A 19,677-nucleotide genomic window follows, 5' to 3' on the forward strand; every position below is an offset into this window, starting at 1 on the left:
ATAATAAAACTCATTTATATTCAATTGAATAATGGATTGGTATGTTACGGATTACACGCCCAGGCACACAGCCCGTCCCCGCTCCCCAGGAGCGTCTTATTGGCGGCACTTCCCGTTCATTTCGTCGCAGGCTTTTTGGCCTGCTGATTGCCGTTGGTGCGCTGCTGATCGTTATGCTGCTCAGCCTGTCACTCGGCGCTAAATCTATTCCCTTCGACACGGTGATCCAGGCGCTGAAAGGCCAGTGCAGCGGTGCTGACTGCACCATCATCACCAACGCCCGGCTGCCGCGTACGCTGGTTGGCATTCTGGCTGGCATCGCGCTGGGCCTGTCCGGCGTGCTGATGCAAACCCTCACCCGCAACCCACTGGCCGATCCGGGCATTCTCGGGGTTAACGCCGGAGCAGGCTTTGCCGTGGTGCTGGGGATCACTTTCTTTGGTGCCGTCGACGTCAGCCAATATCTGTGGTTCGCCTTTGCCGGCGCGATGTTCGCCGCACTGCTGGTGGCGCTAATCGGCGCTCTGGGTGGCAGCAGCCTCAACCCGGTGCGTCTGACGCTGGCCGGTGTCGCGCTGGCGGCGGTGCTGGAAGGCATGACCTCCGGGATTTCCCTGTTGAATCCACTGGTTTTCGACCAGCTCCGTTTTTGGCAGGCCGGTTCGCTGGATATTCAAAATATGCAGGTAGTGCGCACCGTCGCCCTGCCGATCCTGTTGGGCACGCTGATTACGCTGTGGATGAGCAAGTCGCTGAACAGCCTGAGCATGGGTAATGAATTGGCTACCGCGCTGGGTACCGGCATTGTTCGTACTCAGTTGCTGGGCCTGCTGGCGATTACTCTGCTGTGCGGCGGGGCTACCGCGGCCGTCGGCCCGATAGCCTTTGTCGGCCTGATGATGCCGCACATCGCCCGGCGGCTGGGCGGTTCCGAACTGCATTGGATGCTGCCATGGACGCTGGTACTGACCCCTATCCTGCTGTTGAGCGCCGATTTGATCGGTCGCTTCCTGGTGGCCGGTGAACTGCGCGTGTCCATCGTCACCGCCCTGATTGGCGCCCCACTGCTGATCATGCTGGTGCGACAACGTCATATGTTCAGGAGGCAGCGCTAATGTCGACGTCCGCGGCCCGTCTGATGACCATTCACAAAATGCGCGCCCTGTCGCGCCCGACGCTAACCGCCCTGCTGCTGCTGTTGGCTGCTTTGGCGCTGGCGATTTACGCTCTGGGTTCAGGTGCCTTGTCACTGACGGCTACCCAGGTGATCGACGCCTTGCGCGGCGAAGGCCCGGCCAATCTGGCGGTGATAGTCACCCAGTGGCGTTTGCCACGCGTGGTGATGGCGCTGTTACTGGGGGCGGCACTGGGCCTCAGCGGGGCCATTTTCCAGTCGATACTACGCAACCCGCTCGGCAGCCCGGACGTGATTGGCTTTAATACCGGTGCCTACAGCGGCGTGCTGGTGGCCATAGTGCTGTTTAACGGTGGCGTTATCGGCATTACCGCCGGGGCGCTGGCCGGCGGCCTGTTAACCGCCGCGTTGATTTATCTGCTGGCATGGCGCAACGGCGTCGAGTCATTCCGTTTGATTATCGTCGGCATCGCCGTGCGCGCCCTGCTGGTGGCCGGCAATACCTGGCTTATTATCAGCGCCTCACTGGAGTCGGCCATGACCGCCGGGTTGTGGAGCGCCGGTTCACTTAATGGCATCAACTGGGCGAAAAGCCTGCCGGTGTTGGCGGTGATTGCGCTGTGCTGTCTGCTGTTACTGACCCTGACCCGCCGCATGCGCCTGCTGGAGATGGGTGACGATACCGCCTGCGCGCTGGGCGTCCCGGTTGAACGTTCGCGCGTCATGCTGCTGTTGATCGGCGTAACGCTAACGGCAGCAGCCACCGCCGTCGCCGGGCCAATCTCCTTTATTGCGCTGGTGGCCCCGCAGATTGCGCGACGCCTGTGTGCCAACCGCAGCGTGCTGCTGCTGACGGCCCTGATCGGTGCCCTGCTGTTGCTGCTCGCCGATGTCGCTGCGCAGCGCCTGTTTATGCCTTATCAGTTGCCGGTCGGAGTGTTGACCGTCAGCCTGGGCGGCATTTATCTGATTTGGCTATTAATCCGTGAGTCACGTAAAAAATGAATGCTGAACCCCTGCAGTCCGCGCCGTTGCGCGCCGAACACCTGACGCTGGGCTACGACAAAAAGATTGTCGCCAGCGACCTTTCCGTCGCTATCCCGCACGGCGAACTGACGGTGATTATCGGGCCGAACGCCTGCGGTAAATCGACTCTGCTGCGCACCCTCAGTCGCCTGATGCAGCCGCAGGCCGGGGCTGTCTGGCTGAACGGCAAACACATCAGCGAATACGCCACTAAAGAGGTGGCGCGCCAGTTGGGGCTGCTGCCGCAAAGCTCCACCGCGCCGGGTGATATCACCGTGTTTGATCTGGTGGCGCGTGGCCGTTATCCGCATCAGCGCCTGTTCAGTCGTTGGGGCGAAGCGGATCAGCAGGCTGTGGAACAGGCAATGCGCTCCACCGGCGTATTCGAACTAGCCGAACAGCCGGTCGATACCCTCTCCGGTGGGCAAAGGCAACGAGTGTGGATTGCGATGGTGCTGGCGCAGCAAACGCCGCTGCTGCTGCTGGATGAGCCAACCACCTGGCTGGACATCAGCCATCAGATCGATCTACTGGAGCTGATGCGTCAGCTAAACCGTGAAAACGGCCATACGCTGGTGGTGGTGCTGCACGACCTCAACCATGCCTGTCGTTACGCCACGCATCTGATTGCCATGCGCGACGGTAAGGTGGTGGCCGAAGGGGCGCCGAAGGATATTGTGACCGCGGAACTGATCGAAGAGGTGTACGGCCTGCGCTGCATGATCATTGACGATCCGGTCTCGCATACGCCGTTGGTGGTACCACTGGGTAAGTCATAAATATTGTAGGGGCCCAGCATGCTGGGCCCGCGTTAATCGGGGCGAATCTATTCGCCCCCTACCCGTCACTGGGTATTACAGCGCTCTTAGAATACGGTTCAGCAACGGTCCCAACACCTTGAACGATGCTGGTGAAACGATATCTACGTGCGCACAATCCAGCTCATGCACCTGTAAGGCATCGACGTATTGCGACCAGGTTTGCTGCACGTCCATCCCTTCCTGCAACGTCTGACGCGCGACAAACAGCGTCGCCTGCCCTTTGAAGTTCGCCGTATGGGTGGCTGAAAGCAGGCGCACTGAGTCGGCATAGTTGGCTTCGATATTATCGAACATCGCCACCCGGGTTTCGCCCAATGCAGGATCAAGCGCATCTTCGGAAACGGCCAGGAACTGCTCGCGCTCGCGCTGGACTTCTTTAAGCACGTTGTCATCGAGCATCACGTCCCAGTTCTGGGTTTCCGGCGGATAGGTATCCAGCAGCCCCAGGAAGGCCACTTCTTCCCCCCGCGCCTGCAATCTGGCGGCGATACCCTGCGCCAGGGTGCCACCCAGTGAATAACCGATAAAGTGATACGGACCCTGCGGCTGTACCTGCAATACCTGCTCCAGATGCGCGTCGCATACCTGATCCATATTCTCGCTCAGCGCCAGCGGGCCGTCGGGGCGCGGTGACTGAATACCCACCAGCGACCAATGCTGGTCGATATAGCGCGGCAGCACGCTGAACTGCCAGGAGAACCCGGAAGCCGGATGCAGGCAAAACAGCGTCGGACCTTCGGTGGTGCGCAGCGGCAATACGCTGTCGAAACCGGTCCGATCGGCCTCTTCCTGCGTGCGATCTTCTGCCAGCAGTTGCGCCAGCTGTTCCACGCGGGAAGCCACCATCACCTGCCCGACCGAAACCGCTTTACCCAGTTCACGGCGCAGCTCCGCCGCCAGGCGCATCGCCAGCAGCGAGTGCCCCCCAAGGGCAAAGAAATCATCATCGGCAAACACTGTTTCACGCTGTAGCAAACGGGCGAATACCGCCGCGATCGCCGTTTCCAGTCCTGCTTCAGGCTCGCGCCCTGCGGCCCTGACCCCGCTTTGCGGTTGCGGCAGCGCTTTGCGATCCAGCTTGCCATTGGCACTCAGCGGCAAGGCGTCCATTTCGACTAACGCCACCGGCACCATATGTGGCGGCAGGCGATCGGCCAGCGCGGCACGCAGCACCTCCAGATCTAGGCGTACACCCGGCTGCGCTACCAGATACCCCACCAGTTGGCGGGCATCACCACCGGCCGGATCTGTCGGCGTATTGTCCAGCACCAGCGCATGGGTTACCGCCTGCTTGATGCCCGGCAATGACAACAACGCATGATCGATTTCACTCAGTTCGATGCGTTGTCCACGAATTTTTAGCTGATCGTCGCTGCGACCGAGATACTCCACTTCGCCGCCCGGTAACCAGCGCGCGACGTCACCCGTGCGATACATCCGCCCACCGTCGCCCGCCGGGTCAGCCACAAAGCGGCTGGCGGTCAGTTCAGGTCGCCCCAGATAACCGTGTGCGAGCTGTACACCGGTGAGATACAAATCCCCGGCGACACCCGGCGGCACCGGCCGTAAGCGCGCGTCAAGAATACGCAATCCGGTATTCCATACCGGCAGACCGATGGGAACGTTGGCACCGGTGACGGCGGCCAACGCCTCACCCCAGGCAGGGTGCCAGCTGACGTCCACCGCCGCTTCGGTCGGGCCATAAAGGTTGTGCAGTCGCACCCCGGTGCGGCTTTGCCACAGGCGGCACAGCTCGGCCGGTAGCGCTTCGCCGCTGCAGAACACCTGTTGTAATGGCGCGCAGCACGCCACCGCCTGCCGATTGTCCAGCGCACCGACAAAGGCGGCCAGCATTGAAGGCACAAAGTGCATCGTGGTGACGCGGTGTCGATCAATCAGTTGCAGCAGCTGTTCCGGATCGCGATGCGCCTCCGGCGGTGCCATCACCAACTGGGCGCCGACCATCAACGGCCAGAAAAACTCCCATACCGATACGTCAAAACTGCAGGGGGTTTTCTGCAACACCACATCGCCCGCCGCCATTGGATACTGATGCTGCATCCACAGCAGACGGTTGACGATTGCCTGGTGCCCCACCAGCACGCCTTTCGGTCGCCCGGTCGAACCTGAGGTAAAGATAATGTAGGCCGGATGGTGCGGCGTGGGTCCGCTTAGCACCACGTCCGCCGCGCTGTCTGCCGCCAGCGGCGCGTCATACAGAAAAATGTCACCCTTGCCGACAAAACGTGCCTGCTGGCTGGCTTCGGTGATAATCAGACGCGGCGTAGCGTCCTCCAGCATCATGCTGAGGCGTTCGTCCGGGTAACCGGTGTCCAACGGTAAATAAGCCGCCCCCGCCTCGACAATGGCCATTAACGCCAGCGACAGAAACACCGAGCGCGGCAAGGCGACGGCAACGATATCGCCGGGTTGCACGCCCTGAGCGACCAGTTGGCGCGCCAACGCGCTGACCTGTTCGCGGGTCTCGCGGTAGTTAAATTGATACTGCGCATCGGCCAGCGCCGGTGCATCCGGGGTTTTCTGCGCCTGTTGCGCCAGCAAGCTGCTGAGGGTTTGCGGCGCCACAGGATAAGCAGTGTCGTTGACCCGAGCCAATAATTGGTGATCCTGCCCGGTAAGCAAGTCGGCGTCCCCGATCGGCATTTGCGGCTGAGCGGCGAACTGACGCAGCAACAGCGGCAGGCGTTGCAGATGCGCCGCCAACTCATCCCGCTGATAACGCTCGGCATTGGCCAGCAGATCGACCTTCAGCGTTCCGGCCTCATCGAGATACAGCGCAATCTCCAGGTCACGCACCGGCCCGGAGGCCAGCTCATGGGTAATGCCTTCGATATCGCCAAAGTCCAACTGGAAATCGAACATCTTAAAGTTGAAAACGGTGCCATACAGCGGCTGGGCATCACCGATCCGCCCCAGATCACGCTGCACCTGTTCCGCCTCGTAACGCTGATGGCGACGGACGCTTTTCAGCTCACGGCCGATATTGCCGGCAACCTCGCTCAGCGTCGCCTGAGGATCGAGGTGCATTTCGATCGGCAGTACGTTAATCACCGGGCCGTTGGCGCACAGTGCAGCCGAGCCGGTGCGACGCATAAAGATAAAGCCGGCGCTGAAGCTGGCGTGACCGCTCAGGCGAGACACCCACAGCGCCACCAGCGCCAACGCCATATCTGCCACGCTGAACTGCTGCTGACCGGCGTTCACCAGTTGGCTAAAGTCCTGGCGGTCGCACAGCTGTGATAACCGATGAATGCGGGTGGTCGGCGTCTGGCCGGCCAGTGGCTGCGGACAGAGTGTGGCTGGCGCAGGCAACTGCTTTGCCTTGTTCAGCCAAAAGGCCGCGTCACGCTGGCAAGTCGCCGATTGTGCATAGCGTTGATATTCTTCAACCACTTCACTGAAGGCACTAAACGGCGTCGGGTCCGGCTGCTCATTGCGCGACATCCGGGTGTAAATATGGGAAATTCTGCGGGCAATGGCGGTGAAACTGAAGCCATCCACCAGAATATGGTGATAACGCTGATACCAGAACCAACGCTGATCCGACAGACGGATCAACATATGGCGATACAGTGCATTGCCGCTGCCGATGCGTAAGTCACCGGACATATCCAGCTGCATCAAGGCACGCGCTGCCGCTGCTGCATCAGGGGAGTCTCGCAGATCAATCAGCTCAACCGGCAGGATCGCCAGTTGCGGGTCATGCCACTGCATCGGCACCCCGTCACGCTCTTCAAAACGGAACTGCAGGGTATCCACTTCGGACAGCCCCTGCGCGATCGCCTGCAGCAGGCAATCCTGGTCCAGCGCCCCGCAGAGCTCGATATAGTGGGAAACCGCATAGGCGTTGGCGTGCGGTGAAATTTGATCGGCAACCCAGATCCCGGGTTGCGCGGCGACCAACGGCAACTCAGTGGCGAGTGACTGTTCGGTCGATAATAAAGTGCTGTCTGACAAGGGACTGACTCCTGTTCTCGGTATTATTGCCATCACGCCTTACGCAGTGATGCGGGCCGCATATCCTGCCAATGTTGTTCCAGCCACAGCACGCACAGCGGCCGCGCCGCCGGGCCGAATACCGGCGTCCACCCCGCCGGTACTGCGCTAAATTCGGGCCACAGGCTGTACTGCAGTTGGTCATTGCACACAATCAGGCAAATTTGTTGTTCGTCATCGAACGGGTTCTGAGTTTCCATCACGGACTCCCTGGACGGTGAAGGTGAGTTTGGCCGCAGAGGCAGGAAGGCTATCCGACCACAGCGCCTGCAGCCCGTCGATCAGGCCGCCACGCCAGCACAGGTAGTCATGGCCGCCCGCCACCGTCCGGTATTGCACCCGATGCCCGGCGTCACGCAGCAACTCTGCCATTCGGTCATTCACCCGGTGCGCCACTTTTTCGTGCACGCCGGCTTCCATAAATACCTTCAATTTACCCTGACCGACGCCCTGCTCTACCTGATGCAGCAGCCAGCCGGCATCGGCCGGTATTGCTTCACGCTGATACATATCACGGCGCGGCCACCAGAATGAACCGGACTGGCTGATCACTCCACCGAAGCACTGTGGCCAGTGCAACCCGGCATACAGCGACGACAGGCCGCCAAAACTCTGGCCGCATACCAACGTCGTGGCAGGGTCACGGCTGTGAGGTGCCCATTCGGCCACCTGCGGCAGCAGTTCTTCTTGCACCGCCAGCCAGAAATCTTCATTGCAGGCCAGCTCCTGGCTGCGGTGTTTGAGACTGATAATGTCGATCAGCAGATAAACCGCTTCCGGCAATTGGCCTTCACGGGTCAACTGCATCAGCGGATCCCAGACCGGCATGTTGCTCGACCAGAACTGGCCGTCCAGCAATACCGCCAGCGGTCGCTGCGCCGGGTTGCTGTCGCCGGTGGTGTAAACCCAGACGTCGCGGGTATTACCCAACCGCTCGCTGTGCCAACTGTGGCGCTGTAGTCTGGCCGGTGGCGCTGGCGTACAGCGTCCACTGGCCACGGCGTAGCGATCAAAATCCTGCCAGGCCGCTTGCGCTGGGGCTTCCGGCATATGCAGCCCGGACAGCACGTTGCCGCCAACACCGGTCCATGAACGATGGGGATTCAGCAGATCCTGAGTGGCACCGGCAAACACCTGATGCCACCAGTGACGAATCGAATGCATATTGGCGTGTGCATCGTCGCCGCTGTGTTCCAGCGGTCGGTCGTCCATACAGGGGATAAAGCAGTAGCTGCCACGCCAGTCGGCGCTCAGTTCGGTTTGCCAGTACCAGACGTCGGTCCCTTCCAGCCGTTGCAGGCTCTGCGGCGGCGACGACTGGTGGTGGTCGGTCAGGCAATTGATATGGATCCAGACGCGTTGATAGGCTGAAGTGAGTTCACATCCCTGCGGATCGCGCCATAAAAATGTGACCTTCCCTCGCCCATCCCCCTGCAGTTCCACCAGCGGCGTGCCGCGTTTGGCGATAGTCAGCCACCATCCATGGCGCCCTGCGTGCTTGCTCGATAATAATCTGCTGCTTTCTGACTCGGATTTTGTTTTCAAAACGCCTATTCACTATTTAGCTGGCAGCTTCAGGAAAGCCGGTAAATTCGCGGCGCGAGGCGCTGCCCAAGAAAACGGTAAACCGAATACTATTGATAATTATTTGCGTTTGCAATAGTGTGTGTAGGCTCGCAAACCGGGCAGGTATGTTCAACAGGGATGGATACCGAATTTTATAGGGTATAGCGCTGGATCCAATGTCGGTGATGTCGCATCCGACCGGTTGGATTTTTATTTCCGAAAACACAAAAACTACAACCGCCCTTCTCTACTGCCGGAGGCCTGCTTTCGGTACTCCGGGAAAGGCAGCAAGGTAGGAACTCTCACATGAACCGCAAATTATCTCGTTATTCCTTAGCCACACTCATCGGGTTAGGATTAGGCGCGTCCGCCTTTGCGCACGCCGCACAGCAAACAGAAACCACCGCAGAAACAGACTCCGTCGCCAAAAATAAAAAAGAAGCCGCCGAGGACACCATTGTTGTCACCGCCGCCAAGCAGAACCTGCAGGCGCCCGGGGTTTCGACCATTACCGCCGACGAAATCAAAAAACGCCCACCGGCGCGCGATATTAGCGAACTGATCCGCACCATGCCGGGCGTTAACCTGACCGGTAACTCCACCAGCGGCCAGCGCGGCAACAACCGCCAGATCGATATTCGCGGCATGGGCCCGGAAAATACCCTGATCCTGATCGACGGCAAACCGGCCACCAGCCGCAACTCTGTACGTCAGGGTTGGCGTGGCGAACGTGATACCCGTGGCGATACCGCCTGGGTGCCACCGGAGATGATTGAACGCATCGAAGTGCTGCGCGGCCCGGCAGCGGCACGCTATGGCAACGGCGCCGCCGGCGGCGTAGTCAATATCATCACCAAAAAGAACACCAAAGAGCTGCACGGCTCGCTGAATGCCTACTTCAACGTGCCGCAGCACAAGCAGGAAGGCTCTACCAAGCGCACCGACTTCAGCCTGTCCGGCCCGTTGACCGACGAGTTGAGCTTCCGCCTGTTCGGTGGCTACAGCAAAACTCAGGCCGACGCCTGGGATATCAACGAAGCGCACAAATCTTACCGTGCACCGGCTTACGCCAACAGCACCCCCTCCGGGCGTGAGGGCGTGGAAGACAAAAACATCGATGCCATGCTGCATTGGGATTTTGCTCACCTGCAGTCACTGGAGTTTGAGTATGCCTACGGTCGTCAGGGCAACCTGTATGCCGGGGATACTCAAAACACCAACTCCAACCCGCTGGTGCAAAGCAACTACGGCAAAGAGACTAACCGTATTTACCGTGAAACCTTCGGTCTTAACCACCGGGGCGCCTGGGATAGTGGCGTCAGTACCAACAACTATATTCAGTTCGAACGCACCCGTAATACCCGTTTGAACGAAGGCCTGGCCGGCGGTACCGAAGGCATCTTCGATACCAAAAACGAAGGGTTTGGCACCACCAAACTGGACGATTTCCTGGCTCACAGCGAAATCAGCGTTCCCTTTGAACTGGGCGTGACACAAACCGCGACGCTGGGCACCGAATGGAACCAGCAGAAGATGAAAGACGGCTCCTCCACCAGCCAAACCCTGATGGGTGGCACCATTCCTGGTCAGGCAAACGGTACCCGCAGCCCTTATGCCTCCGCGCATATCTTCTCGCTGTTTGCTGAAGACAATATGGAGCTGACCGACAGCACCATGCTGACGCCAGGCCTGCGTTACGACCTGCACTCCGAGGCCGGCAACAACTGGAGCCCGTCGCTGAATCTGTCACAGGAACTGGGCGACTTCTTCACCCTGAAGATGGGCATCGCCCGCGCCTACAAGGCACCGAACCTGTACCAGACCAACCCAAACTATTTGCTCTACAGCAAAGGCCAGGGTTGCTCGTCCAGCGATGTCAAAAATGGCTGTTACCTGCTGGGTAACGACGATCTGAAGGCGGAAACCAGCGTCAACAAAGAGGTGGGTCTGGAGTTCCATAACGACGGCTGGCTGGCCGGCGTGACTTATTTCCGCAACGACTACCACAACAAAATCGAAGCGGGTAACTCCCGAATCGGTACCAGCAGCACCGGTACCGCCATTTACCAGTGGGAAAACGTGCCTAAAGCGGTAGTACAGGGATTGGAAGGCACGTTGAACGTGCCGGTCAGCGAGACCGTTTCCTGGACCAACAATGCCACCTATATGATTGAAAACAAGAATAAGACTACCGGTGATTACCTGTCGATTATTCCTGAATTCACCATCAACTCGACCCTGAGCTGGCAGGCCACCGAGGAGCTGTCGATGCAGTCGACCCTGACCTGGTACGGCCGCCAGAAGCCGAAGAAGTACAACTATCAGGGCAAACCGGTTAGCGGAACCGAAACCAAGGAAGTCAGCCCTTACGCCGTCGTGGGCGCCAGCGCCACCTATGATGTGACCAAGAACGTCAGCCTGACGGCCGGTATCGACAACCTGTTCGACAAACGCCAGTTCCGTGAAGGTAACTCGCAGAACGTGGGTGACCCGACCACCGGCGCGATTAATATCGCCGGTGCAGGCGCAGCCACCTACAACGAACCGGGCCGGACTTACTATATGAGCGTGAATACCCATTTCTAATCGTGGGATAAACCGGTAATGAAACGGGGGCTGCCATGCAGCCCCCGTTTATTTATTTCTCCAGCGAAACCTGTTTGAAGATGTGCTTGCCGAACGGGTCAATCTCGTAGCCTTTCACTTCCTTGCGTACCGGCTCAAAAATGGTTGAGTGGGCAATCATCATCGCCGGCATTTGGTCATGCATCATCACCTGCGCCTGCTGATACATCGCCACCCGTTTGGCGTGATCGTTCTCTTCACGCGCCTGCTGGATCAGCTTATCGAACGGCGGATAGCACCATTTGGCCGAGTTTGAACCGCCGTTGGCCGAAACGCAGGTAAACAGCGGGCCGAAGAAGTTATCCGGATCGCCGTTGGCGGTGGTCCAGCCCATCAACGCGGCCTGATGCTCTCCATTTTTTATCCGCTGCAAATATTCGCCCCACTCGAAGGTAACAATCTTGGCCTTCACGCCGATTTTCGCCCAGTCGGCCTGGATCATCTCCGCCATGCGCTTGGCATTCGGATTGTACGGCCGCTGTACCGGCATCGCCCACAGATCGATGGCGAACCCCTGCCCCAGCCCGGCCTCCTGCAACAACCGTTTGGCTTTTTCCGGGGAGTACGGATAGTCCTCAATCTGGTCATTGCTGCCCCACTGGGTTGGTGGCAACAGGTTCTTCGCCGGCTGGCCTGCGCCGTGGAATACCGCCTCGAGGATCGCCGGCTTGTTCACCGCCAGCGCCAGCGCCTGCCGCACCTTGAGGTTATCCAGCGGTTTTTTCTGGGTATTGAACGCCAGGAACCCGATGTTCAGCCCGGATTTCTCCATCACCTGGATATTTTTGTCCTCGCGCATGCGCTTGAGATCCGCCGGGTTGGGGAACGGCATCACCTGACATTCATTCTTTTGCAGTTTGGCAAAGCGTACCGCCGCATCCGGGGTGATCGAGAACACCAGCCGGTCTATCTTCGGTTTGCCCTCCCAATACTGGTCGAACGCCTTGTAGAGGATCTTCGCATCCTTCTGATACTGCACCAGTTGGAATGGCCCAGTGCCGACAGGATCGTTATCCACCCGCTGTGGCGTGCCGGCCTTCAGCATCGCATCGGCATATTCGGCAGAGAGAATGGTGGCGAAATACATGCCGAGATCGGCCACAAACGGCGCTTCGGCACGCGAAAGCTCAAAACGCACGGTGTTGTCGTCCACTTTGACAATATTGTTGATCAGCGTGCCAAACTCCATCGACTCAAAGTTGGTGTAAGCACCGTTGGAGACCTTGTGATAGGGGTTGTTGGCGTCTTTTTGCCGCATAAAGGAGAAGATAACGTCGTCGGCGTTGAAGTCGCGGGTGGGGGTAAAGTATTTATTGCTCTGGAATTTCACCCCTTTGCGCAGATGAAAAGTGTATTGCTTTCCGTCTTCGCTCACCTGCCAACTTTCCGCCAGGCTCCGTTGCAGCTCGACGGTACCGACTTTAAAGTCCACCAGCCGGTTGTAAATCGTCGCCGAACTGGCATCTACCGTCGGGCCGGAGGTAAACAACTGCGGATTAAACCCTTCCGGCGAGCTTTCGGAACAATAAACCAGCGTGCTGGCGCGAGCGCCGCCCATCACCGTTAGAGCCAATAGTCCCAACGTCATTGTTATTGCTTTTTTATTCATTGTGCCATCCCCAGAGTAGAAAACAGACTCGAGGGATACCAATAAATCATGCAGTTAGGGATGTAAAGCACAAATTCTGAGCATGAAAAACGGGGAGTGCCTCATGCGGCATTTCCCGTGGTTTAGCGACTTGCTGAAATTAAATCATCTGGCTGAAGTTCATCTGCGCCATCAGTTTGTAGTTGTCGGCGTAATCCACCGGAATAGCCACCACCACCGGCCCCTGAATTTCCATTGCCTTACGCAGCATCGGCCGCAAGTCTTCTACCGACTGCACGGCAAACCCGACCGCGCCGCAGGCTTCAGCATAGGCTTTAAAATCAATCGGGCCGAATTCCACCCCGGATTTGCGCCGGTATTTGTTCACCTCCTGCATTTCCACCATGTTGTAGGCGTTATCCACCCAAATGACGTGCACGATGTTATTTTTCAGGCGTACTGCGGTTTCCAGCTCCATGCTCGACTGCATAAAACCGCCGTCGCCGGAGATAGAGACCACTTTGTCCCCCGGGCGCACCAGCGCCGCACCGATCGCCCACGGCAACGCCACCCCCATGGTCTGTTGGCCGTTGGAAATCAGTAACTGGCGCGCGCGGAAACTGTAAAGATAACGTGCAATCCAGATGTGGAAACTGCCCATGTCCACGCACAGCGTCACGTCGTCGCTGACGATATCCTGCAGCTCTTTCACTATGCGCAACGGGTGAATTGGCATGCCGCCGCGCCGGGCAGCCCGTTCCGCCAGTTCATGGCGCTGACGGCCCAGATCGCTGAGGATCAATTCCACCTCCGTCGGCACGCTCACCGCTCCGCTAAAGGCTTCGGTCATCATGTCGAGAGTGGCGCTAATATTGCCCACCAGCTCAATGTCCGGGCGATAGCAGGTGTCGATATCCGCCGGCAGCACGTCGATATGTACCAGTTTCAACCGGCCCTGGCTATTCCACATGCAGGGATCGTATTCAATTGGGCCATAACCGACGCTGACCACCAGATCGGCCTTTTGCAATAGCTGGTCGGCGGGTTGGTTATTGAACAAGCCAACGCGCCCGGCAAAGCGCGCAAAGTGGTTAACGTCTATCACCCCCGCCGCCTGATAAGTGCCCACCACCGGCATATGGGTGCGATGCAGCAACTGACGTACCGACTCGCTGTTTTCCGGACGGCTGGCTTGCAAACCCAACAGCAGCACCGGGCATTTTGCCTGCTGGATCAATTTGACCGCGGCGCGAATATCCTCGGCCGCCGCCGCCCCCATGCGTGGCAACCGGCACCCCGCCAGCACCGGCGCACTGACCGGCTCATTGACGATATCCATTGGCAGACTGATAAAAGAGGCCCCCGGACGGCCGAACTCGGCGTGGCGGAAGGCGTTGGCGATCACTTCTGAAATCGCCGAACCGGCATGCACCTCGGCACAGTATTTGGTCACTGGCCGGAACATGCTGACGGTGTCCATGCTCTGGTGAGTCTGTTTCAGGTTATCGGCACGTTTCACCGCGCCGCCAAAAGCCACTACCGCATCCCCTTCCGAGGTCGCCGTCGCCAGCCCGGTGATCAGGTTGGAACTGCCCGGTCCGGAGGTCACCAGCGCCACCCCGGCCTTGCCGGTCAGGCGCCCGACCGCCGCCGCCATAAATGCCGCGTTGGCTTCGTGACGCACCACCACCGTTTCTATCGACGGCGCATCCTCCAGAGAATCAAATACCCGGTCAATCTTGGCCCCCGGAATGCCGAATACGTGCTTAACCCCCTGCGCCTCCAGATTTTTCACCACTAAATCTGCGCCACATGCCCAGTTATTGTCTGTTTTTGCCTTGTTCATGGAATACCTCCTGAAAACTAACCCAAGACTGTCGCGGAATTAACCCTCGGCAGAACGAATTGCGCGATCCAAATCCTCTGGACAGAGGTCGGCGCGCAGAAAATCCGCGTCATGCGGCAACTGAAGATTGAGACGGGTGATCACACCAAATTGCAGACGGCCATGGTCGAGCTGGTAATCCAGCACGTGCCCACCGCCGTTGCGGTCTTCGGTGACAAAATGCTCGTGATAACCGGCCACGCCAACGCCCTGCATATAGTCAGGCGAGCGAAAACCGACCAGCGTGCCCTGGCAATGATGAAAGGCAAAGGTGGGCTGTTCTTCAATCGCCTCCAGCATTGGGCGATAGGGGCGTTCCTGACGGGGCACAGTCCGGGTTTCCACGTGGCTGAACTCGCCGTCGACGCGCACCGCACAGAACAGATTCGGCGAAGCCACCTGTTCATCAATGCATTGGTGCAGCTGCGCCTTGGTGATCGGACGATCGAAATGTTGGGTGACGCTGGGTTGGAAAAAGGTGACGACGGCAAATGGGGTTTTCTGCTGCAGACTGGCCGGCCGCGCGCTACCGTCGGCACGCAACTGGTGTATTTCCTTGTCGAAGGCGATCAGTTCACCGTCCAGATGGTTGAAAGTCCCCAGGCCAAAATTACCGTGCCTGAGCAACTCGGCAATGGTGACCTCCCCTTCGTAAACACCGCTGATTAACGCGCTCATCAGCGAGATTTGGTAGATCTCGCCCTCCCCAACGCTCAGCGACTGCCTGGCAAAGCCCTGCGCCAAATGCTGCGCACAGGCACACCCGTGATCTTCGTTCATAACCTACTCCTCCACCAGCACGGAGTGAAATGCCCCGTGCGTTCAAAATGCTCACCAGAGAGTGAGCAAAGATGTCGCCGGCAACCCGTTCTGTTGGAACGATTCAGCCATCGGCGACAAAAAAACCGGCACGGCAGGCCGGCGGCGCCCAATGTCAACAACGGTTTAGTTTCACTAACCATTGTTGTTAAACAGGACGCCAAATTGAACGGTTAATCTGGTGTTGAAGCAGCGATCAATACCGCAGGCACACAGCAAGGCCTGGGAAAAACAAGTGTTCTAACGTTCTAAAAACCGCGTGCTTTATGCATTATTGCTCTGCGCGGTGAGATCACGGCACGTTGTTACTCGCCGTAAGCTCCCAAAAAGAGTAGCCGTAATGCGCCAGACGGAGAACCTGGTATTCATAAGAAACGCTTTTGCATATAATGCAAAAATGAATGACGCCCGTTATGTTGAACATCTGCCGATATTTCTCGAGGTGGCCCTGTTGGGCAGCTTCTCCGCCGCCGCCCGCAAACTGGGAATGGTGCCTTCTTCACTGGTGCGCCACGTCGATGCGCTGGAAAGTGCCCTGGACGCAACGCTGTTTATCCGTTCAACCCGTGGCCTGATGCTGACGGACGCCGGAGAAATGCTGCAGGCGCGCGCGGCAACGCTGCTGTCGGACATCAGCGATATCCGCGCCGAGCTGGCTTCACTTAGCGACAGGCCGCAAGGCACGCTACGCATCAGTTGTCTGCCGACCTTCGGCAAAACCTATATCCTGCCGCTGTTGCCTCTGCTTGCCGAACGTTATCCGCAGCTGTTTGTTGAACTGGATTTGACGGAGCGCCAGACCGATCCGACGCAGGAATTGCTGGATGCCGCCATTCGCATCGGCGAGCAGAAAGACAGTGGGTTGTACGCCAGCCGGATAGCCACCCAGCGCTGGGTGATGTGCGCCAGCCCGGCTTATCTCGCCCGTTATGGCAGGCCTGCCGATCTGAACGCGTTGCCGGAGCATCGGCTGATTGCCCGCTACCACAAGCAACAGCCGGCCTGCTGGGCGCAAATTCTCAGCGCCCCTTTGATGGACCGCTGCAATCTGGTATTGCGCTGTGACGACTTTACCGCTCAACGCGAGGCGGCGCTGTTGGGGTTGGGGATCACCTTTTTACCCAACTGGGTGGTCGGGCCGGATATACAGGCCGGTCGGTTGCTGCCGGTGCTCGAGGATCCGCGTCAAGAGCAACAGGGGATTTATCTGCTGCGCCCGGTGGCAAAGGTGTCGGCACGGCTTAACCTGTTCATCACGTTGCTCAAGCAAAGTATCGGTCAGCCCCCGAGCTGGGAGTGAAGCGGTGATAGCCGGCTATACAACGCCGGGTTGTCGCTTTCGTCTTTCAGGTCTATTCCGGTCAGGCGACGCTGGAAAGCCTGTTCCAGCAGCCACGCCAGTTTGAACGCCGCCTGCGGGTAATTCAGCCCTTCCGGACGCACGTTGGAGATGCAATTGCGTTCCGACTCACGCCGCTGGGTGTTCGGCCCCCAGGTGAGATAAATCCCCAGGCTGTCCGGGGATGACAGGCCCGGTCGCTCACCAATCAACATCGCCACAGCTCTGGCCCCTAAACATTCGCCAATATCATCCCCCAACGCCACCCGTGACTGATGCGCCAACACCACCGGTGCGACTGAAAGCCCCAATAATTCGAGATAAGGCCGCAGCGCCTGCAACAACGGCAGTGCCTGCCGATGTATCGCCTTGGAGGACAAACCGTCCGCCACCACCAGCAATAAATCCACCGGCTTGTCAGGCAAGTCCAACAGCAGGCTACGGCTGTCCGCGGCCAACCGACGCCCCAGGTCCGGTCGACTGAGATAAGCGGTACGGTCAGCAGCCTGGCTGTGCACCGTCAAGGTTGGCCAGCCCTGATCCTGCAACGCCCCGCCCAGCGTATCGCTGTCGAACGGCTGGTGCACCGCATCACGCGCCTGCGCATGCGCCAGGCCAAATTTAAGCAACTCCTCGGTTGGCAGGCTGGAGCCGGTGCGCCCCAGCGCAATGCGCGCATCGGTAAAGGCACGCAGCGCATCCCAGCGGTTAACGTGAACCGGCTTGCTCATGGTTGCTCTCCCTGTAACGCCAGCAACAACGGGTGATTGGCCGCGGTGTCGCGCAGCCGGCCCAGATCGTCGGTGATCTGCATTTTCGTCAGCCAGTCGGCGAACTCCGGCGCGTGCTTCAAGCCCAGCAGTTCGCGGATGTACAGTGCATCATGGAATGAAGTGCTTTGGTAATTGAGCATGATGTCGTCCGCTCCCGGCACGCCAATCAGGAAGGTCAGCCCGGCGGTGGCCAACAGCGTCAACAGCGTGTCCATGTCGTCCTGATCCGCCTCTGCATGATTGGTGTAACACACATCGCAACCCAGCGGCAGGCCGAGCAGCTTGCCGCAGAAGTGATCCTCCAACCCGGCACGGATAATCTGCTTACCGTCATACAAATACTCAGGGCCGATAAACCCGACCACGGTGTTGATCAGCAACGGGGAGAAATGTCGCGCCACCGCGTAAGCACGTGCTTCGCAGGTTTGCTGATCGACGCCATGGTGCGCATTGGACGACAAACAGCTGCCCTGCCCGGTTTCAAAGTACATGACGTTATTGCCCAGGGTGCCGCGATTGAGGCTCAGCGCCGCTTGCTGAGCCTCCGCCAGCAACGCCAGATTAATGCCGAAACCGCTATTGGCCGCCTCGGTTCCGGCTATCGACTGGAACACCAAATCCACCGGTGCACCGCGTTCGATCAGGCGTAGCGTATTGGTGACGTGCGTCAGCACGCAGGATTGGGTCGGTATGGCAAAACGCTGGATCACGTCGCCCAGCATATGATTGAGTTTTTCCAGCAGCGGCAGGCTGTCGCTGGCCGGGTTGATGCCCACCACCGCGTCACCGCTGCCGTACAGCAGGCCGTCGAGCATGCTGGCCGCAATGCCCTGTAAGCTGTCGGTGGGATGGTTCGGTTGCAGCCGCACGCTCAGGTGGCCCGGCAGGCCAATAGTGTTACGAAAACGCGTGATCACCCGGCATTTTTTGGCCACCAGGATCAGATCCTGATTGCGCATCAACTTACTCACTGCCGCCGCCATTTCCGGCGTAATGCCGGGGGCTACCTGCGCCAACATCGCACTGTCCGCCTGTTCACTCAGCAGCCAGTCACGAAAATCCCCCACCGTCAGGTGCGAAATTGGCGCAAAGGCCAATGCATCGTGGCTGTCGATAATCAGCCGAGTGACCTCATCCTGTTCGTAGGGCACCAGTAACTGCTGAAGGAAAGTCTTCAGTGGCACCTCCGCCAGCGCGATGCGTGCCGCCATGCGTTCCTCTGCGCTATCCGCCGCCACTTCCGCCAGATAGTCGCCGGAACGGGCCGGTGATGCCTTGGCCATCAACTGACGTAAATCGCTGAAACGATAGCTGCGCCGGCTAAGCGTTGCCTGATACATAGCGTCCCCTGTTCTGCCTGAATGTTTACCTGAAGTTGCAAACCCTGTACCAAGTGTAGTCAGTCGACCGGCGAATATATTCTCCTGCGGTTTCGCCCACGGCCGCTTCAGGTTACAGTAGCCGCAACAAAGGAGAGGTAATGACCCGGCAACAAAAAATTATCCAATGGTTACAACAAGATAATGAAAGAATGACGATATTGCGCACCGCCCGTCGACTCGGTCTGAATGACTGGTGCCTGGGTGCCGGCTTTGTGCGTAATCTGGTATGGGATCGGCTGCACGATTACGCCATGCCAACGCCGCTCAACGACATCGACGTGATCCATTTTGACGCACAGCGCCCGGAGGCGGAGCGTGACCAGATGCTGGAAGCACGGTTACAAGAATGGTTGTCGCAGCCCTGGTCAGTGAAAAATCAGGCGCGCATGCACCTGCGCAGCGGTCGGGTGCCCTACCTTAACAGCGAAGACGCCATCAGCTATTGGACCGAGCTGGAAACGGCGGTGGGCGTGCGGCTGAATGCGGATGACAGCCTACAGCTGGTGGCTCCCTTTGGCCTCGACGGGCTGTTCGATAACACCATCACCTTCAATGCCAAAAATGGCGACCTCGACGCTTATGAACAACGGGTGGCCAGCAAAGGCTGGTTGCAGCGCTGGCCACGCCTGCGGCAAATCCGCGGGTAAAGTTTTACCCCATTCTGCCGATACCCTGAGCAGCGAAATCCAAACTCAGGGAGA

At 58.8% G+C, this 19,677-nt stretch carries 14 protein-coding genes; 6 read left to right on the forward strand and 8 right to left on the reverse strand.

Annotation, left to right across the window (positions count from 1 at the left end; all coding sequences use genetic code 11):
* Window positions 1-41 precede the first annotated feature (41 nt).
* From fepD to M2406_RS18635, 3 genes are read left to right on the forward strand one after another with little or no spacing between them, the layout of a single operon-like run.
* A complete protein-coding gene (fepD, locus tag M2406_RS18625; RefSeq protein ID WP_012146137.1) occupies window positions 42-1,115 on the forward strand; it encodes a Fe(3+)-siderophore ABC transporter permease in 1,074 nt (357 codons plus the stop codon).
* Window positions 1,115-2,140 carry an iron-enterobactin ABC transporter permease gene (gene fepG / locus M2406_RS18630; protein ID WP_012146138.1) on the forward strand — a complete coding sequence of 342 codons (1,026 nt, stop codon included), beginning with the start codon at window positions 1,115-1,117 and terminating at the stop codon, window positions 2,138-2,140. Before fepD ends, fepG begins: the two co-directional genes overlap by 1 nt.
* Entirely contained in the window at window positions 2,137-2,940 is an 804-nt protein-coding gene (locus M2406_RS18635) for an ATP-binding cassette domain-containing protein (RefSeq protein ID WP_218216869.1), read from the forward strand. Before fepG ends, M2406_RS18635 begins: the two co-directional genes overlap by 4 nt.
* 75 nt (window positions 2,941-3,015) lie before the next feature.
* Here the strand turns inward: M2406_RS18635 and M2406_RS18640 are convergent, their stop codons facing one another.
* The 3 genes from M2406_RS18640 to fes are packed head-to-tail and all read right to left on the reverse strand — an operon-like array spanning window position 3,016 to window position 8,544.
* Window positions 3,016-6,960 (reverse strand): enterobactin synthase subunit F, encoded by a 3,945-nt coding sequence (locus tag M2406_RS18640; protein WP_259190995.1) that lies wholly within the window; start codon window positions 6,958-6,960, stop codon window positions 3,016-3,018.
* A 32-nt stretch (window positions 6,961-6,992) separates the two neighbouring features.
* Window positions 6,993-7,199 carry an MbtH family NRPS accessory protein gene (locus M2406_RS18645; RefSeq protein WP_017893570.1) on the reverse strand — a complete coding sequence of 69 codons (207 nt, stop codon included), beginning with the start codon at window positions 7,197-7,199 and terminating at the stop codon, window positions 6,993-6,995.
* A complete protein-coding gene (fes, locus tag M2406_RS18650) occupies window positions 7,174-8,544 on the reverse strand; it encodes an enterochelin esterase (RefSeq protein ID WP_037410468.1) in 1,371 nt (456 codons plus the stop codon). Before fes ends, M2406_RS18645 begins: the two co-directional genes overlap by 26 nt.
* Before the next feature lie 327 nt (window positions 8,545-8,871).
* Between fes and M2406_RS18655 the strand changes: the two genes are divergently transcribed.
* On the forward strand, window positions 8,872-11,151 hold the full coding sequence (locus M2406_RS18655) for a TonB-dependent siderophore receptor (protein ID WP_115184121.1): 2,280 nt from the start codon (window positions 8,872-8,874) through the stop codon (window positions 11,149-11,151).
* A gap of 52 nt (window positions 11,152-11,203) precedes the next feature.
* Here M2406_RS18655 and M2406_RS18660 read toward each other — a convergent pair whose 3' ends face one another.
* From M2406_RS18660 to budA, 3 genes are all read right to left on the reverse strand, one after another.
* Entirely contained in the window at window positions 11,204-12,799 is a 1,596-nt protein-coding gene (locus M2406_RS18660; RefSeq protein WP_012146144.1) for an ABC transporter substrate-binding protein, read from the reverse strand.
* Window positions 12,800-12,938: 139 nt separating this feature from the next.
* Window positions 12,939-14,624 (reverse strand): acetolactate synthase AlsS, encoded by a 1,686-nt coding sequence (gene alsS / locus M2406_RS18665; RefSeq protein ID WP_115184119.1) that lies wholly within the window; start codon window positions 14,622-14,624, stop codon window positions 12,939-12,941.
* Between the two features lie 39 nt (window positions 14,625-14,663).
* On the reverse strand, window positions 14,664-15,443 hold the full coding sequence (gene budA / locus M2406_RS18670) for an acetolactate decarboxylase (RefSeq protein ID WP_012146146.1): 780 nt from the start codon (window positions 15,441-15,443) through the stop codon (window positions 14,664-14,666).
* A gap of 379 nt (window positions 15,444-15,822) precedes the next feature.
* On the opposite strand from budA, the gene M2406_RS18675 reads away from it, so the two are divergent.
* Window positions 15,823-16,782, forward strand: a complete 960-nt coding sequence (locus M2406_RS18675) for a LysR family transcriptional regulator (protein WP_259190996.1) — start codon at window positions 15,823-15,825, stop codon at window positions 16,780-16,782.
* Here the strand turns inward: M2406_RS18675 and eutC are convergent.
* Both eutC and M2406_RS18685 read right to left on the reverse strand, forming a co-directional pair.
* The gene (gene eutC, locus M2406_RS18680) at window positions 16,761-17,552 is read right to left on the reverse strand and encodes an ethanolamine ammonia-lyase subunit EutC (RefSeq protein WP_259190997.1); all 792 of its coding nucleotides are present in this window, start codon (window positions 17,550-17,552) and stop codon (window positions 16,761-16,763) included. The genes M2406_RS18675 and eutC overlap by 22 nt on opposite strands.
* Complete coding sequence (locus M2406_RS18685; protein WP_259190998.1) at window positions 17,549-18,934, reverse strand: ethanolamine ammonia-lyase subunit EutB; 1,386 nt, start codon at window positions 18,932-18,934, stop codon at window positions 17,549-17,551. Before M2406_RS18685 ends, eutC begins: the two co-directional genes overlap by 4 nt.
* A 140-nt stretch (window positions 18,935-19,074) precedes the next feature.
* Between M2406_RS18685 and M2406_RS18690 the strand changes: the two genes are divergently transcribed.
* A complete protein-coding gene (locus tag M2406_RS18690; protein WP_259190999.1) occupies window positions 19,075-19,623 on the forward strand; it encodes a nucleotidyltransferase family protein in 549 nt (182 codons plus the stop codon).
* Window positions 19,624-19,677 lie beyond the last annotated feature (54 nt).

The organism is Serratia sp. BIGb0163, assembly GCF_024809935.1.
In the GTDB taxonomy this organism is placed as follows: domain Bacteria; phylum Pseudomonadota; class Gammaproteobacteria; order Enterobacterales; family Enterobacteriaceae; genus Serratia; species Serratia quinivorans.

What these genes read in the sequence shown, in the direction of transcription:
- fepD (WP_012146137.1), top strand. Translation starts at nt 42, where the DNA reads ATGTTACGGATTACACGCCCAGGCACACAGCCCGTCCCCGCTCCCCAG.
- fepG (WP_012146138.1), top strand. Translation starts at nt 1,115, where the DNA reads ATGTCGACGTCCGCGGCCCGTCTGATGACCATTCACAAAATGCGCGCC.
- M2406_RS18635 (WP_218216869.1), top strand. Translation starts at nt 2,137, where the DNA reads ATGAATGCTGAACCCCTGCAGTCCGCGCCGTTGCGCGCCGAACACCTG.
- M2406_RS18645 (WP_017893570.1), bottom strand. Translation starts at nt 7,199, where the DNA reads ATGGAAACTCAGAACCCGTTCGATGACGAACAACAAATTTGCCTGATT.
- M2406_RS18655 (WP_115184121.1), top strand. Translation starts at nt 8,872, where the DNA reads ATGAACCGCAAATTATCTCGTTATTCCTTAGCCACACTCATCGGGTTA.
- M2406_RS18660 (WP_012146144.1), bottom strand. Translation starts at nt 12,799, where the DNA reads ATGAATAAAAAAGCAATAACAATGACGTTGGGACTATTGGCTCTAACG.
- alsS (WP_115184119.1), bottom strand. Translation starts at nt 14,624, where the DNA reads ATGAACAAGGCAAAAACAGACAATAACTGGGCATGTGGCGCAGATTTA.
- budA (WP_012146146.1), bottom strand. Translation starts at nt 15,443, where the DNA reads ATGAACGAAGATCACGGGTGTGCCTGTGCGCAGCATTTGGCGCAGGGC.
- M2406_RS18675 (WP_259190996.1), top strand. Translation starts at nt 15,823, where the DNA reads ATGCGCCAGACGGAGAACCTGGTATTCATAAGAAACGCTTTTGCATAT.
- eutC (WP_259190997.1), bottom strand. Translation starts at nt 17,552, where the DNA reads ATGAGCAAGCCGGTTCACGTTAACCGCTGGGATGCGCTGCGTGCCTTT.
- M2406_RS18685 (WP_259190998.1), bottom strand. Translation starts at nt 18,934, where the DNA reads ATGTATCAGGCAACGCTTAGCCGGCGCAGCTATCGTTTCAGCGATTTA.
- M2406_RS18690 (WP_259190999.1), top strand. Translation starts at nt 19,075, where the DNA reads ATGACCCGGCAACAAAAAATTATCCAATGGTTACAACAAGATAATGAA.